The organism is Kitasatospora cathayae, from assembly GCF_027627435.1.
In the GTDB taxonomy this organism is placed as follows: domain Bacteria; phylum Actinomycetota; class Actinomycetes; order Streptomycetales; family Streptomycetaceae; genus Kitasatospora; species Kitasatospora cathayae.
Genome location: NZ_CP115450.1, coordinates 590,590 through 605,172, shown reverse-complemented (window position 1 = coordinate 605,172; position 14,583 = coordinate 590,590). Strand labels below are relative to the sequence as shown.

Genomic DNA, 14,583 nt, shown 5'->3' with positions numbered 1-14,583 from the left:
GTCTGCGCACCGCCCCGCCGGGCCGCTCGGCGGGCGGGCGGGGCCGGTCGGCCCTCGCGGCTCGCCGATCCGGCGCGGAGGCTGGAGGGGTAGCACGGCGACGGCCGAGGAGGAGGCGCCATGTCCACCGTCCACCCGCCGCGGAACACCGCCGAGGCCCTGCTGGCCGACGGCACCACCGTCGAACTCCGCCCGCTCGGCCCGGAGGACCACCGGGCGGTGCTGGACCTGCACGCCGAAGGGATGTCCGAGGAGAGCCGCCGGATGCGGTTCTTCGGGGTGAGCCGCAACGCGCCGGAGCAGGCCGCCGACCGGCTCTGCGGACCGTTGCGGAGCGACCTGCTGGCGCTCGGCGCCTGGGTGGGGGAGGAGTTGGTCGGCGAGGCGGACTGCGAGCTGCTGGACGAGCCGCCGGAGACCGCCGAGCTGGCCCTGTCGGTCGCCGACCGCTGGCACGGCCGGGGCGCGGCCACCCTGCTGCTGGAACACCTGGTGCACGCCGCCCGCGCCGCCGGCATCCGCTTCTTCGAGGCCGACACCCTGTTCGGCAACCGGGCCGTCCACCAGGTCTTCGCCGACCTCGGGCTGCCGGTCGAGCGCCGCTACGCCCAGGGTGAGGTCAGGATCCGGGTGCCGCTGGACGACGAGAGCGGCGAGCGCTACCGCTCGGCCGTGGACGAACGCGGCCGCCGCGCCGACGTCGCGAGCCTGGCGGCGCTGCTGCGCCCGGCCTCGGTCGCGGTGGTCGGGGCGTCCCGACGGGCGGGCTCGGTCGGGCGGACCGTCCTCGGGAAGATCCGGCGGGGCGGCTTCGCGGGCGAGGTCTGGGCGGTCAACCCGTACGCCCCGGAGATCGACGGCGCGCCCGCCTACCCCTCCGTCCACGCGCTGCCCGCCGTGCCGGACCTCGCCGTGCTGGCCGTGCCCGCCGGAGCCGTCCCCGGCGCGGCCGAGGAGTGCGGCGCCGCCGGGGTCCGGGCGCTGGTGGTGCTCACCTCCGGGCTCGGGGCGGAGGAGGCCCGCGGGCTGATGCGGGCCTGCCGTCGGCACAGCATGCGACTGGTCGGGCCGAACAGCCTCGGCATGGCCCAGACCGATCCCACCGTCCGGCTGGACGCCGAGTTCGGCGGCGCCTTCCCCCGGCCGGGCACCGCCGGGGTGGCGGTGCAGAGCGGCGGTGTGGGGATCGCGCTGCTCCAGCGACTGGCCTGGCTGGGCATCGGGGTGTCGAGCTTCGTCTCGCTCGGCGACAAGTACGACGTCAGCGGCAACGACCTGCTCCAGTGGTGGGAGGCGGACGACCGCACCGACCTCGCACTGCTCCACCTGGAGTCCTTCGGCAGCCCGCGCGCCTTCGCCCGCACCGCCCGCCGGGTCACCCGGACCATCCCGGTGCTGACCGTCGACGCCGGGCGCTCCACCGCCGGCCGGCGGGGCGCCGCCTCGCACACCGCGGCCGCCGCCACCCCCACCGTCACCCGGGAGGCACTGTTCCGCCAGGCCGGCATCACCGCGACCCGCAGCATCGAGGAACTCGTCGAGGCCGCCGCCCTGTTGCACGCCCAGCCGCTGCCGGCCCCGCGCGGAGCGGTCGCCGTGGTGTCCAACGCGGGCGGCATCGGCATCCTGGCCGCCGACGCCTGCGCCGAGGCAGGGCTGGACCTGCCGGAACTCCCGGCCCAGCTCGCGGATCTGCTCCCGCCCGGTGCTTCCGTCCGCAACCCGGTGGACACCACGGCGGCGGTGCGCCCGACCGAACTCGCCCTGTTCCTCCGCGCCCTGGAACGCGAGGAGGCCGTGGACGCCATCCTGGTGTGCATCGCGCCGACGGCGCTGTGCGAGACCCCCGGCCAGGACCCGGTGCGCGCCCTGCTGGAGGGCCCGGCGCGGCGCCGCGTCCCGATCGCGGCCGTACTGCTCGACCAGCAGGTGCCCGTCCGCTACCGCGGCTGCGCCGACGGCGGCAGCATCCCGGCCTACTCCGACAGCCTCTCCGCCGCCCGCGCCCTCGCCCACGCCCGGAACCGCGCCCGCCGGCTCGCGGAGCCGTTCTCACCGCCGGCCGATGCGCCGGACTGCGACCGCCGCGCAGCGCGCAGTGTGGTGGACGGCCACCTCACCGCCCACCCCGAGGGCGGCTGGCTCGACCCGCTGTCCACCGCCGACCTGCTGGAGGCCTACGGGCTGCCGCTGATCACCTCGGTGTGGGCCCGCGACGAGCACACGGCGGCCGTCAGCGCGGCCGGCCTGCGCCGGCTCGGGCACGAGGGGAAGGTGGCCCTGAAGGCGTACTGGCCCGGCCAGGTGCACAAGAGCGCCGCGGGCGCGGTCCGCACCGGACTGGCCGGCGATGGAGAGGTGCGCGCCGCCTACCGGGAGTTCACCCACCACTTCGGGGGCGAGCTGGCCGGGGCGGTGGTCCAGCCGATGGCCGCACCCGGCGTCGAGCTGCTCGCGGGCGTGGTTCAGGACCAGGTCTTCGGCCCGCTCATCGTCCTCGGCCTGGGCGGCACCGCCGCCGACCTGCTGGCCGACCGGGCGGCCAGGCTCGCCCCGCTGAGCGAACGCGACCTGACCACCATGGTCGCCGAACTCCGCTGCGCACCAGTCCTGTTGGGCGACGGCGGGGCGTTGGGCGACGGCGGGGCACCGCCGGTCGATCTCGCCGCGCTACGGTCCGTCCTCGCCCGGCTCTCCCGGCTCGCCGACGACTTCCCGGAGCTCGTCGAGGCCGACCTCAACCCCGTCATCCTCCGCCCCGCCGGCGCGGTCTGCGTGGACGCCCGGGTCCGCCTCGAACGCCGGCGGTCCTTCGACCCCTACCTGCGGCGGTTGCGGCGCCCGGCGGCCGCCGAAGGGGAGTGAACACCATGAAGCACAGCGTTCTCGACGGAACACCGGCCGACACCTTCCCGCCGGTGGAGCCCGGACGCCCGCCCGGCCGAACCCGGATCCGCGACTGCATGAGCCGCCCGGGCATCGCCGTCACCCCCGGCACCGACTTCGCCACCGTCGCCGCCGTGCTGAGTGCCTCCCGGCGCGGCATCGTGCCCGTGGTGACCACGGACGGCACCGTCACCGGCGTCGTCGCGGCCTCCGACCTGCTCGCCGCCCACGCCGAGCACGACCCGCGACGGGAACTGCGAGCCCGCGATCTCATGACCGCCCCGGCCGTCACCGTCACCGAGGACACGAACACCACCGACGCGGTGGCCCTGGTCGCCGAGCACGCCCTCCACCACCTGCCGGTCGTGGACGCCGACGGCCGCCTGACCGGCCTGCTCTCCACCCACGACCTGCTCGACGCCCTGCGCCGCGAGGACGAGGCCATCGGCTCCGAGGCGCTCGCCCTCGCCCTCACCCCCGGCAGCGGAGTCGTGCCCACCTCCCTGCACGTCCGCTGCGAACGCGGCCTGCTCTCGGTCACCGGCCGCACCCGCACCCGCGGCGACGCGGCCGCCCTCTGCCTCCAGCTCGCCCGCATCGACGGCCTGAAGGCCCTGGCCGACCACCTCACCTGGGACCTGGACGACCCGCCGGGGCCGGGCGGTGGGCCGTTCGGGTGAGGCTTCGCGCAGCACCCGCGCTCCTCCGGCGGCCTGATCGGCCGGCACGAAGTTGAGCCCGCGAGGAGGGCTGGAGGGCACCCCGCGAAGGCCGCACGGCCCCCGCCGGGGGCCATACGGCCCATCGGCCGGTCGGAAGACCCGCTCCTACGGTGGACGTAGGGCTGATGTTCCCGGCCCGCTCCGCCAGCCGAGCTTCCCAGGCGGTCGTCATGGAACACGACGAACTACTCCGTACCAGGACCGGGATGTGTCAGGACTGCGTGTCGGTGTCGCTGGAAGGCGAACTCGACATCGCGACCGCGCCGCTCCTGCTCGACGCCGTCATCCGGGCCCTCGCAGCTCGTCCGGGTCAACTGGTCCTTGACGTCGAGGCCCTCACCTTCTGCGACGCCGCCGGCGTGCGCGCCCTCCTCCAGGCCCGCCGGGCCTGCCGCGTCCACCACGCGGAGTTCCGGCTCACCGGCGTCCGGCCGCGGTTCCGCCGGATCCTCGCCCTGCTCCGCCTCACCGACCTCCTGCCGGCTCAACCCGCCCTGGTCGGCAGCCCGGCGGGCGCCGGTTCGCCGGAGTCCCCCCACTAACCTTCCCTTCCCTCCCGTCCCCCGTTCCCGACGAGGCGGGCGCTACCGAAGGAGTCCCTGCCCTGACCAGCAGCGTCTCGCGTCCTCATTCCGCGTCCGTCGGTCGGTCCCGGCCCGCCACCACGTACCCGATGCCGATGGCGAGCGTGATGGCCGTGAACACCACGATGAGCCAGCTGAGCAGGGTGAAGACCAGGCCGAGCGAGCCGAACTGCGTCACGCTGCGGTTCAGCGAGCGGGGAACGTAGAGCCGCGATCCCCAGGCGAGCGCCGTCAGTGCGGCACTGGTCAGCGCGGCCCCCGGCAGCAGCGGGAGCCAGCGAACCCGGCCGCCGAGCAGCAGGTGCTGTGTCCACCACCAGAGAAGGGTGACCGTGAGCAGGTAGAGGACGAGCCCGAGCCCGTTGCCCGCCCCGAATCCGCCCCACACCTGCCCCTGGACGGTCAGGGCGGCGAGCCACACCAACAGCCAGGCGAGCCACCGCCATGCCGCCAGACGTCCCGCCAGATGGGGCAGGTGCCAGCTACGTTCGCACAGGCGCTGCAGTACCCGGCTGCAACTCGTGGCCGAGAGCAGGGTCACCAGGATTCCGGCGGTGCCGAAGGACTCGGTGGTCTCCGTCTGGCTGGTCTCGAGCACCTGTCTGACCTGGTCGAGCGAGGCACCGTGGAGTCCCAGGACGGTGCGCAGGGACTCGGAGACGCTTTTGCGCACCTCGCGAGGCATGAAGGCGGCCATCACGAACAGCACCGGGATGGCGGTCAGGAACGCCTGCGCCGCCAGGCGGGTGGCGGTGTCCAGCACGTGGATGTGGATCAGCTGGGCCGCGAGTCGGCGCGGGAACGGGGCCTCGCGCAGCCTGGCCGTCCGCCCGCGCAGCCGGGTGGATCCGGCGCGGATCCGCTGAGCGCGGCTGGGCCGACCACGCCGTTCCGCCACTGCGCTCTCCCTCCGACCGGTGTCGGCACTCCGGCCGCCGCCGCGGTTCGTCACCGGCGCCGAGCACCCGGGATTCCGTCCAAGACTGGGCGACGGGATGACGCGTGGCATCTCCGGCGGACTGCCGTTCGGCGCAACGGCCCGCGCGGGCAGCCGCTCCGGCCGCCGCCGCAGCTCGCCCGGACGGCTCACCTCGGGGTGCCGGAGGCCGGGGCCTACGGGGCAATGGTGGTCAGCGGCGCCATGGCCGCACGGAGTGCTGGGAGACCCGATGGACGAGCCGCCAGGGCCTTCGTCCGCGCCGGGAACGGGCGGGGCGGCGGGCGACGGTCCGCCCTCCGGGACCGAGCGCCGCCACCGGGCGGGGCGGATCGTCATGAGCACCGTCTCGGCCGTGCTGATCACCTTGACCTGCGTCCTGGTACCGGTCTCGCTGCTCACCGTCTGGGTGCACGACATCGTCCTGGACACCGGCCGGTACGTCGCCACGGTCGCCCCGCTGGCGACCGATCCCGCGATCCAGGACGCCGCCGTGCACCGGATCACCCAGGCGGTGGACGTGAAGGTGGACGGCTCGGCGGTCACCTCCGACCTGGCCGCCTGGTTGCAGTCGCACGGCCTGCCCCCCAGGGCCGCCGCGGCGGTCAAATCGCTCGGGCCCGAACTCGACGACGCGGTGAACCAGGTGGTCACCAAGGCCGCGACGGAGGTCGTGCACAGCGACACCTTCGCCACCGTGTGGACGCAGGCCAACCGCGCCGCCCACACGGCCGTGGTCCAGGTCCTCACCGGCCACGGCCGGGGCGCGGTCGAGATCTCCGACGGCACCGTCACGCTCGACCTCGGGACGGTCGTCGACCGGCTGAAGCAGGAGCTGGTGGCCGCTGGGCTCTCCCCGGCCGAGAAGATCCCGGACGTGGACAAGCGGTTGGTGCTGTTCCAGTCCGACGAGCTGGCCAGGATCCGCGGCGCCGCGCACGCACTCGACGTGGTGGGCAACTGGATGCCCGTGCTCACCGTGGTGCTCGGCGCGCTCGGCATCCTGCTGGCCCGGCGCAGGCGCCGGGCCCTGGTCTCCACGGCGCTCGGCGCGGCCGGCGGCTGCCTGGTGGTGGCCGTCGCCCTGGTGATCGCCCGTCACTACTACCTGGACCACCTGCCGCCCGCCGTACAGTCCCGGGCCGCCGCGGCGGTGGTCTTCGACACCCTGCTGCACTTCCCGCGGATCGCCCTGCGCACCGCGATCGTCCTGGGTGTGCTGGTGGCACTCGGCGTCTACCTGTCCGGTGCGGGGCGGCTGCCACGCGCCGTCCGGGGGCGGGCGGACCGCGCCGCGGACTCCGTCGCCCGCTGGGGCTACGCGCACGGGGTGCGCACCGGGCGGGTCGGCACCTGGACCGATGCCCACCGCCGCCGGCTCGCCCTCGCGGCCCTCCTGGTCCTTGCCCTGGTGTTCGCCCTGTGGAACCACCCGACCGTGCCGACCGTGCTGCTGCTCGTCCTGGTGCTCCTCGCGGTGCTCGTCGTCCTGGCGCTGCTCGCCGCTTCCGGACGGGTCGGCGCCGGGAACCGCTCCGATGGGTGACGGGCTGCCCGGACTCCACGAGGAGTAGCACGGCCGCCTCCCGGGGGTGCGGAACTCCTCCCGTCGTCCTGCCGCACGGACCCGCCGGCCTGGGCCGAACCGGCCCTCACGGCGGGGACCGTACGGCCCTGTCCGGTGGCTTCCGGCGGGCGGACAGTGGAGGCGGGACCACCGGAGGAGGAGTGAGGACGATGCAGCACCGCAGCGTCAGCGACGTGATGACCCGTGAGGTCGTCACCGCCCGGCCCGACACGCCGTTCAAGGAGGTTGCGGCGCTGTTCCACCGCAACGACATCACCGCGATCCCGGTCGTCGACGACCAGCGCCGACCGCTCGGCATGGTCTCCGAGGCCGACCTGCTCCGCAAGGAGGCCGTCCTGCCGGACCCGGAGGGCCGCTTCCCGGGCCGCTGGCTGGACGCCGAGGACCGCGCCCGCGCCGAGGCGGAGACCGCGGGCGGGCTGATGACCAGTCCCGCCATGACCGCCCGCCCGGGCTGGTCGGTGCCCGAGGCCGCCCGCGCCATGGACAAGCACCGGGTCAAACGGCTGCCCGTGGTGGACGAGATCGGTCGGCTGGTCGGCATCGTCAGCCGCCGCGACCTGCTGCAGGTCTTCCTGCGCCACGACGCCGGCATCCGCGACGAGATCAACCACGACGTGCTCGGCCAGACCCTCTGGCTCGACCCCGGTGACGTCCAGGTGTCGGTGCACGACGGCGTCGTCACGCTGGAGGGGCGGCTGCCGCGCCGCAGCCTGATCCCGATCACCGAGCAGCTCTGCCGCGCCGTGGACGGTGTGGTCGCGGTCCACGCCACCCTCGACTGGACCGAGGACGACACCGAGCCGCACCTGGAACACCCCCGTGCCTACCGAGCCGCTTCCTAGGAGGCCGCCGTGACCAGCACACCGAGCACCGTCGCCGACGTGATGACCCACGCGGTGGTCGCCGTCGGACGCGACGCGGACTTCCGTGAGGTCGCCGAGACCCTGCAGCGTTGGCGGGTCAGCGCCGTCCCCGTGCTGACCGGCGACGGGCGGGTGATCGGGGTGGTCTCCGAGGCCGACCTGCTCACCGCCCGCGACCGCGACGGCGAGCGCGCCGACGCCCTGACGGCGGGGCGGATGATGTCCGTCCCGGCGGTCACCGTGCGCCCCGGCAGCCCGCTCAACGAAGCCGCCCGGGCGATGGCCCGGGGCCACCTCAAGCGGCTCCCGGTCGTGGACGAGGAGGACTACCTGGTCGGCATCGTCAGCCGGGGCGACCTGCTGAAGGTCTACCTCGGCGACGATCGCGAACTCGCCGACCGGGTCCGCTTCGAGCTCGTCGCCACCCTCGGCCCGGAAGCCGGGCTGGGCACCGAGGTCCGCTGCGAGAACGGCCGGATCACCCTGACCGGCGGCCTGCCGGACGCCGTCTCCGCGGGCGTCCTGGAGCGCCTGGTGCGCTCCGTGCCCGGGGTGGCCGGCGTCGAGCTCCGGCTCGCCGCCCCGGCCTGACCGGGCGGTGGCCCACCAGGCCTGTGCCCGGTCGCCGTCGTCCCGCGCGGCTGACCCGGTGCGCGGCGCGGCGCGAACGCGCAGAATCGGTGGTGTCACCGCCCGCGTACATCCAGGGAGCAGGTCATGGACACGCGCCAGCCCGTACGGGTGTTCCTGCTGGACGACCACGAGGTCGTCCGGCGCGGCGTCCGCGACCTCCTGGAGGCCGAGGAGGACATCGAGGTCGTCGGTGAGGCCGCCAGCTGTGCCCAGGCCCTCGCCCGGGTGCCCGCGTTGCGCCCGGACGTCGCCGTGCTGGACGTACGGCTGCCGGACGGCGACGGGGTGAGCGTCTGCCGTGACCTGCGCGACCGGATGCCCGAGCTGGTCTGCCTGATGCTGACCTCCTTCGACGACGACGACGCGCTGCTCGACGCGATCATGGCGGGCGCGGCAGGCTACGTCCTGAAGCAGGTCAAGGGCGCCGAACTGGTCAGCGCCGTACGGACGGTGGCCTCCGGCCAGTCCATGCTCGACCCGGCCACCACCCACAAGCTGATGGAGAGCCTGCGCCACCACGAGGAGAGCGAGACGGACGCCGCGCTCGCCGGGCTCACCCCGCGTGAGCGGGAGATCCTCGCGCTGGTGGGGGAGGGCAAGACCAACCGGCAGATCGGGCAGGAGCTCTACCTCGCCGAGAAGACCGTGAAGAACCACGTCTCGCGGCTGCTCGCCAAGCTGGGCGTGGAACGCCGGCTCCAGGCCGCCGTCCTCGCCGCCCACGCCGAGGAGCCCCCCGAGCCGCACCACCCGGGCCGGCACTGAGCCGGGCGGACCCGGGCCGGCACTGAGCCGGGCGGACCCGGAGAGAGAGCCGAACGGCCCAAGCGCCACACCGGAACCCGGTCGCACGGTGGAAGTGGTCCACCCGACCGAGCAACGGAGGCGGCCATGCCCACCCTCGCCCTCGACGCCGCCGGCCTGGAGAAGCTCGTCTCCGCCGCGGTCGCCGCACCCTCGATCCACAACAGCCAGCCCTGGCGCTTCCACCTCCAGTCGGCCACCTCCACCCTCGAGGTGACGGCCGACCGCAGCCGCGCCGTCCCGGCCGCCGACCCCCAGGGCCGGGCGCTGCACATCTCCGTCGGCGCGGCCGTGCTCAACCTGCGCGTCGCCGCCCGCCACCTCGGCTGGGCGCCCGAAGTGCGCCTGCTGCCCGACCCGGCCGAACCGGACCTGTTCGCCGCCGTCTGCCTCGACGGCGCGGCCACCGGGCCCGTCCCGGGCACCGAGCGGCTGTACGAGGCGATCTGGCGGCGGCACTCCATCCGCACACCGTTCACCGGCGAGGCCGTCCCCCCGGCCGTCCTCGACGAACTGGTCGCGGCCGCCCGCGCCGAGGACACCGCCCTCCACCTGCCCGACCACGCGGAGACCGCCCGGCTGCTCCACCTCACCGCCGAGGCCGAGCGCCGCAACACCACCGACGACGCCCAGCGCACTGAGAGCCGCAGCTGGATCCGCACCGGCGACGCCCGGCCCTACGGCATACCGCCCGCTGCGCTCGGCCCGCAGGACCTGGCCGGCCACCTGCCCATGCGGGACTTCTCCGCCCTCCACGCCGCCGAGCACCAGGCCCCCGCCCGGTTCGAACACGAGCCGCGCATCGCCGTCCTCACCACCGAGCACGACACCCCCGAGGACTGGCTGCGCGCCGGCCTCGCCCTGGAACACGTCCTGCTCGCCGCCACCGTCCACGGCGTCCGCGCCTCCCTGCTGCACCAGGCCATGGAATGGCCCTACCTGCGTTGGGAGGCCCGCGACCCGCACCGGGGCCCCGGCTACGTCCAGATCCTGATCCGCCTCGGCTACGGCCCGGAGGGCTCGCCGACGCCACGCCTCGCGGCCCGGGACGTGCTGGAGCGGGACGGGTAGGACCTGCTGGAGCGGGAGGAGTAGCCGGCTCCTCAGGACTCCGGCAGGGGCACCCGCCAGACCAGTTCGGTGCCGCCCTCGGGGCGGGCGCGGGCGGTGAAGGTGCCGCCCAGGGCGGCGGCCCGGTCCGCCAGGTTGGTGAGCCCGCTGCGGCGGCCGCCCTCGGGGAGGCCGACGCCGTCGTCGGTGACCTTGACGGTCAGGTCCTTCTCGGCGGAGACCGTGGCCTCGGCGGTGCGGGCCCGGGCGTGGCGGGCGACGTTGGACAGGGCCTCCGCCAGGACCGCGACGGCCGCGTCCGCGAGCTCGGCGGGCACGGTGGCGTCGAGCAGGCCGGTCATCCGCAGCGCGGGGGTGAAGCCGAGGGCGCGGGCGGCCCGGTCGACGACGTCGACGAGGCGGGCGCGCAGACCGCTCGCCGCCGGGCCGGACTCGCGCAGGCGCAGACCGAAGATGGTGGCGCGGATGGTCCTCGCCGTCTCGTCCAGGTCGTCGATCGCCCGCAGGACGCGGTCGGTCGCCTCGGGATGCTCGATGAAGCGGGTGGCGCCCTGGAGGGTCATGCCGGTGGCGAAGAGCCGCTGGATGGCCAGGTCGTGCAGGTCGCGGGCGATCCGGTCGCGCTCCTTGAGCAGCGCGACCTGTTCGGAGTCACGGCGGCGCTCCGCGAGCTCCATCGCCACCGCCGCCTGGCCGGCGAAGCCCAGCAACGGCCCGGACTCGCTCTCCTCGAACAGCGGTGCGCCGACCGCGCGGGCCAGCATCAGCACGCCGCGGACCCCGCGCTCGGCGGTGCCGACGGGCACCGCGACCGCCGGCCCCAGGCCCTTCCAACGCGGCGGACCGGCCGTGATCCGCGGGTCCTTCTGGACGTCCGGACTCACCACGAGCCCACCGGTGCGGAAGGCCGCACCCATGAACGAGCCCTCGACCGGCAGCACCAGCCCGCGGTGCTGCTCCGCGCCGAGCCCGACGGCGATCCGCACCTCCAGCCGGGCATCCGGCACCGGAAGCGCGACGACCGCGAGGTCCGCTCCGGCGATCTCGGCCGCCCGCGTGAGCAGCAGGTCCAGTACCTCCTGCTCGCCGCTGCCCGACAACAGGGTGCTGGTGACCTCGGCACTCGCCTCCAACCAGCGCTGCCGCTGCCGGGCCCGGTCGTAGAGCCGGGCGTTGTCGATCGCGACCCCGGCGGCGACGGCGAGGGTGGCGAGCACCGACTCGTCCTCCTCGTCGAACTCACCGCCGCCGCGCTTCTCGGTCAGGTAGAGGTTGCCGAACACCTTGTCGCGGATCCGGATCGGCACCCCCAGGAAGCTGTTCATCGGAGGGTGGTTCGCCGGGAAGCCGTAGGAGGCCGGGTGATCGGAGATCCGGCTGAGGCGCAGCGGCTCAGGGTGGCGGATCAGTTCGCCCAGGATGCCGTGGCCGGACGGCAGGTCCCCGATCCGCTCGACCTGGTCGTCCGTGACCCCGACCGGGATGAACTGGGAGAGCCGCTGGTCCTCGCCGATCACGCCGAGGGCGCCGTACTCGGCGTCCACCAGGGTGACCGCCGCCTCCACGATGTGCTGCAGGGCCTGGGCCAGCTCCAGGTCGCGTCCGACCGCCAGCACCGCCTCCAGCAGGCTGTGGACACGGTCGCGCGTGCCCCGGGCGGCGTCCAGCCGGGCCTGGAGCTCCTCCAGGAGTTCGTCCAGGCGCAGTTTGGGCACAGGAGCCGAACTCTCCGATGCGTCGGCCAAGGAATCCTCCACGGCTCGCCCGATGCCACTGACCAGCGTAGGCGCGCGCGCCGTGCCCCGCCGGACACCGAAGGGGTCCATCGACCCATCGACCGGACCCCACCGGGCCCCTGCCGCCGGCGCACCGGCGTCGCACGCTGGAAGAGCCGGCGGAACCGGCCCGGCTCCGCCACCCCGAGGGGAGTGAGCAGGGCTTGAAGGCGCTCAGCTACCACGGACCCGGCCGCCGCACCTGGGGCGACGTCCCCGACCCGGTCGTCCGCGAGCCGGAGGACGCCGTCGTCCGGGTGGACGCGGTGACCATCTGCGGCACCGACCTGCACATCCTCGAGGGCGACGTCCCGGAGGTGGAACAGGGACGCGTCCTGGGCCACGAGGCCGTCGGTGCCGAGGCCACCCCGGAGGCCGTCCGCGAACTGGGCCGGGACGGGCTCGGCGTGGACGTCGCGGTCGAGGCGGTCGGCGTGCCCGAGTCCTTCGAACCCTGCACCCGCCTGGTGCGCCCCGGCGGCCGGGTCGCCAACGTGGGCGTGCACGGCAAACCCGCGGTGCTCCGCCTGGAGGACCTCTCGATCCGTGACGTCACCGTCACCACCGGGCTGGTCCACACCGACGGCACCCCGCTGCTGCTCGACCTGCCCGCCGCCGGCCGGCTGGACGTCGCCGGGCTGGTCACCCACCGCTTCGGTCTCGACGAGCTGCAGGACGCGTACGACGTCTTCGCCGACGCGGCCGACACCGGAGCCCTCAAGGTCACGCTCTTCCGGACGTGACCCGCGCGTGCCGAGGAGCCGCCATCATGATCACCGACCGCCCCGATCCCGCCGCCATCGCCCGCCGGATCCTCCAGCGCCGCAACCAACTCGGCCTGAGCGAAGGGATGCTGGCGTACCGGACCCACATGTCGCCGGCCTACCTGCGGCAACTCCTGCGCACCGGGCCGGAGTTCGACGAGGAGGCGTTCCTCCGGATCGCCACCGCGCTCGGCACGCCCTGGCGGGAACTGCTGACCGGCCACCGCCCCGACGCCCCGCCGGGCCAGACCGACGCCGCGACTCCGCGCCCGCTGCTGCTCCACCTGACCGAACCGCAGTGCTGGGAACTGCTCGGCACCCACGGCGTCGGCCGGATCGGCCTGCCCGGGCGCGCGGCCCCGGTCGTGCTCCCGGTGAACTACGCGGTCGACGCCCGGACCGTCGTCTACCGCACCTCCCCGCGCGGCGCCGCCGCCCCCGCCGAGTGCTCGCCCGCCTCCTTCCAGGTCGACCACATCGACGAGCACCGCAGCCGGGGCTGGAGCGTCCTGCTCCTCGGCCAGGCCCACCGCATCGACGACCCGCAGGAGGAGCAGCGGCTCGCCGCCCTGCCGGGCGCCACCCCCTGGGCCGGCGGCGCCCGCCCGCTGTGGGTGCGCATCAGCCCGAGCGAGGTCGCCGGCCGCCGGATCGGTGAGGGGTGAACGCCCGCGCCACGGTCCCGAGCGCGCCGGCGAAGCGACTAGCCGGGCCAGGGCGTCGCCCGGATCTCGAAGCCGGTCAGGCCCTCGGGCTGTTCCTCCCAGACGAGGACCCGGTCCACGATGGCGAGGGGCGGCCCCTGCCCGGTCCACTCGACCATCCGTCGGACGGCGGCCGAGGTCCCCTCGAACACGGCCTCGACGGTGCCGTCCGATAGGTTTCGCACCCAGCCGCGCACCCCCTGCGCGGTGGCTTCGCGACGGCAGGTGTCCCGGTAGAAGACGCCCTGCACCTCGCCGGAGACGATCACTCGACTGCGGATCATCGCCCACTCCCTACGGTGTCCGGGTCACGGTACGGCCCGCCCGCGCGGCGGCGGCCGCGAACGCGCTCGCGTCGAGCACCGCCGCACCGCCCAGGTCGTTGTTGAAGTACACGTAAACCTCGGCCGAGTCCGCCCAGCCGTCGGCGATCCGGCCCACCCAGGCGGCCAGCGCCTGCCGCCCGTACCGGGGCCGGGGCCGGGCCCGGCCACCGTGGCAGCGCAGGTAGCCCCATTCGCAGGTCCGCCACAGCGGGGTGAGCGGCCGCGACTCCCGGTCCGCCCAGCACAGTGCGGCGGCCCGGCCGGTCAGCACCGCACGGATCTCCGGCGTCCACCAGGACGGGTGCCGCGGCTCGACGGCGACCCGCACGCCCGCCGGGAAGGCGGCCAGGCAGCGGTCCAGCAGCTCGGCGTCCGCGTGCAGCGTGGGCGGCAGCTGGAGCAGCACAGGGCCGAGCCGCTCCCCGAGCCCCTGCGCCGCCGCGAGCAGCCGCTGGACCGGCTCGGCCGGCTCGTGCAGGCGCTTGATGTGGGTGAGGTAGCGGCTGGCCTTCACCGCGAACACGAAGCCCTCCGGGGTACGGGTGCGCCAGTCGGCGAAGGTGTCCGGCGAGGGCAAACGGTAGAAGGCGGCATTGCTCTCCACCGTGGCGAACCGCTCGGCGTACTCCTCCAGCCAGCGTCGCTTGGGCGCCCCTTCCGGATAGAGCACCCCGCGCCAGTCGTCGTACTGCCAACCCGAGGTACCGACGATCAACGACATGTCTCCAGCAAACACCCATCCGCCGGACCGGGCAGTCGATGAGGACACCCGGGGCTCGCCGGTCGGGCGAAACGGCTGCGCCTCGCGTCGCACGCCCGGGAAGCCGGTCAGAGGTGGCCGGCGGTCAGTCATCCGTACGAGTGGGCGCGATGGTGATCACCACGGGTGCCGGCGGTACGACTGGCACGATGATGCGCATGGA

14 protein-coding genes are annotated in these 14,583 nt (G+C 74.8%); 10 read left to right on the top strand and 4 right to left on the bottom strand.

Going from position 1 to position 14,583, the window contains the following annotated elements:
• Nucleotides 1-120 precede the first annotated feature (120 nt).
• The 3 genes from O1G21_RS02830 (at nt 121) to O1G21_RS02820 (ending at nt 4,150) form a co-directional block, all read left to right on the top strand.
• Nucleotides 121-2,865 (top strand): bifunctional acetate--CoA ligase family protein/GNAT family N-acetyltransferase, encoded by a 2,745-nt coding sequence (locus tag O1G21_RS02830; RefSeq protein WP_270140450.1) that lies wholly within the window; start codon nt 121-123, stop codon nt 2,863-2,865.
• Nucleotides 2,866-2,870: 5 nt separating this feature from the next.
• The gene (locus tag O1G21_RS02825) at nt 2,871-3,566 is read left to right on the top strand and encodes a CBS domain-containing protein (protein WP_270140448.1); all 696 of its coding nucleotides are present in this window, start codon (nt 2,871-2,873) and stop codon (nt 3,564-3,566) included.
• A gap of 212 nt (nt 3,567-3,778) precedes the next feature.
• Nucleotides 3,779-4,150, top strand: coding sequence for an STAS domain-containing protein (locus tag O1G21_RS02820; RefSeq protein ID WP_270140446.1), 372 nt, complete (start codon nt 3,779-3,781; stop codon nt 4,148-4,150).
• Nucleotides 4,151-4,235: 85 nt separating this feature from the next.
• Here the strand turns inward: O1G21_RS02820 and O1G21_RS02815 are convergent, their stop codons facing one another.
• Nucleotides 4,236-5,090, bottom strand: coding sequence for a YhjD/YihY/BrkB family envelope integrity protein (locus tag O1G21_RS02815; RefSeq protein ID WP_270140444.1), 855 nt, complete (start codon nt 5,088-5,090; stop codon nt 4,236-4,238).
• 271 nt (nt 5,091-5,361) lie between these two features.
• Between O1G21_RS02815 and O1G21_RS02810 the strand changes: the two genes are divergently transcribed.
• The 5 genes from O1G21_RS02810 (at nt 5,362) to O1G21_RS02790 (ending at nt 10,091) form a co-directional block, all read left to right on the top strand.
• Nucleotides 5,362-6,675 (top strand): hypothetical protein, encoded by a 1,314-nt coding sequence (locus tag O1G21_RS02810; RefSeq protein WP_270140443.1) that lies wholly within the window; start codon nt 5,362-5,364, stop codon nt 6,673-6,675.
• A gap of 191 nt (nt 6,676-6,866) precedes the next feature.
• The gene (locus O1G21_RS02805; RefSeq protein ID WP_270140442.1) at nt 6,867-7,562 is read left to right on the top strand and encodes a CBS domain-containing protein; all 696 of its coding nucleotides are present in this window, start codon (nt 6,867-6,869) and stop codon (nt 7,560-7,562) included.
• A 9-nt stretch (nt 7,563-7,571) separates the two neighbouring features.
• A complete protein-coding gene (locus O1G21_RS02800; RefSeq protein ID WP_270140441.1) occupies nt 7,572-8,174 on the top strand; it encodes a CBS domain-containing protein in 603 nt (200 codons plus the stop codon).
• 126 nt (nt 8,175-8,300) lie between these two features.
• Nucleotides 8,301-8,981, top strand: a complete 681-nt coding sequence (locus O1G21_RS02795; protein ID WP_270140440.1) for a response regulator — start codon at nt 8,301-8,303, stop codon at nt 8,979-8,981.
• A gap of 126 nt (nt 8,982-9,107) precedes the next feature.
• A complete protein-coding gene (locus tag O1G21_RS02790; protein ID WP_270140438.1) occupies nt 9,108-10,091 on the top strand; it encodes an Acg family FMN-binding oxidoreductase in 984 nt (327 codons plus the stop codon).
• Between the two features lie 32 nt (nt 10,092-10,123).
• Here the strand turns inward: O1G21_RS02790 and O1G21_RS02785 are convergent, their stop codons facing one another.
• Nucleotides 10,124-11,836: a sensor histidine kinase gene (locus O1G21_RS02785; protein ID WP_270140436.1), complete on the bottom strand. Its 1,713-nt coding sequence runs from the start codon at nt 11,834-11,836 to the stop codon at nt 10,124-10,126.
• Nucleotides 11,837-12,030: 194 nt separating this feature from the next.
• Here O1G21_RS02785 and O1G21_RS02780 point away from each other — a divergent pair, with 194 nt between their 5' ends.
• A complete protein-coding gene (locus O1G21_RS02780; protein WP_270140434.1) occupies nt 12,031-12,609 on the top strand; it encodes a zinc-binding dehydrogenase in 579 nt (192 codons plus the stop codon).
• A 26-nt stretch (nt 12,610-12,635) separates the two neighbouring features.
• Nucleotides 12,636-13,295: a helix-turn-helix domain-containing protein gene (locus O1G21_RS02775; protein WP_270140433.1), complete on the top strand. Its 660-nt coding sequence runs from the start codon at nt 12,636-12,638 to the stop codon at nt 13,293-13,295.
• 38 nt (nt 13,296-13,333) lie between these two features.
• On the opposite strand, the gene O1G21_RS02770 is transcribed toward O1G21_RS02775, so the two are convergent.
• Entirely contained in the window at nt 13,334-13,618 is a 285-nt protein-coding gene (locus O1G21_RS02770) for an acylphosphatase (protein ID WP_270140432.1), read from the bottom strand.
• Nucleotides 13,619-13,628: 10 nt separating this feature from the next.
• Nucleotides 13,629-14,381 carry a DUF72 domain-containing protein gene (locus O1G21_RS02765; protein ID WP_270140430.1) on the bottom strand — a complete coding sequence of 251 codons (753 nt, stop codon included), beginning with the start codon at nt 14,379-14,381 and terminating at the stop codon, nt 13,629-13,631.
• Nucleotides 14,382-14,583: the final 202 nt, after the last annotated feature.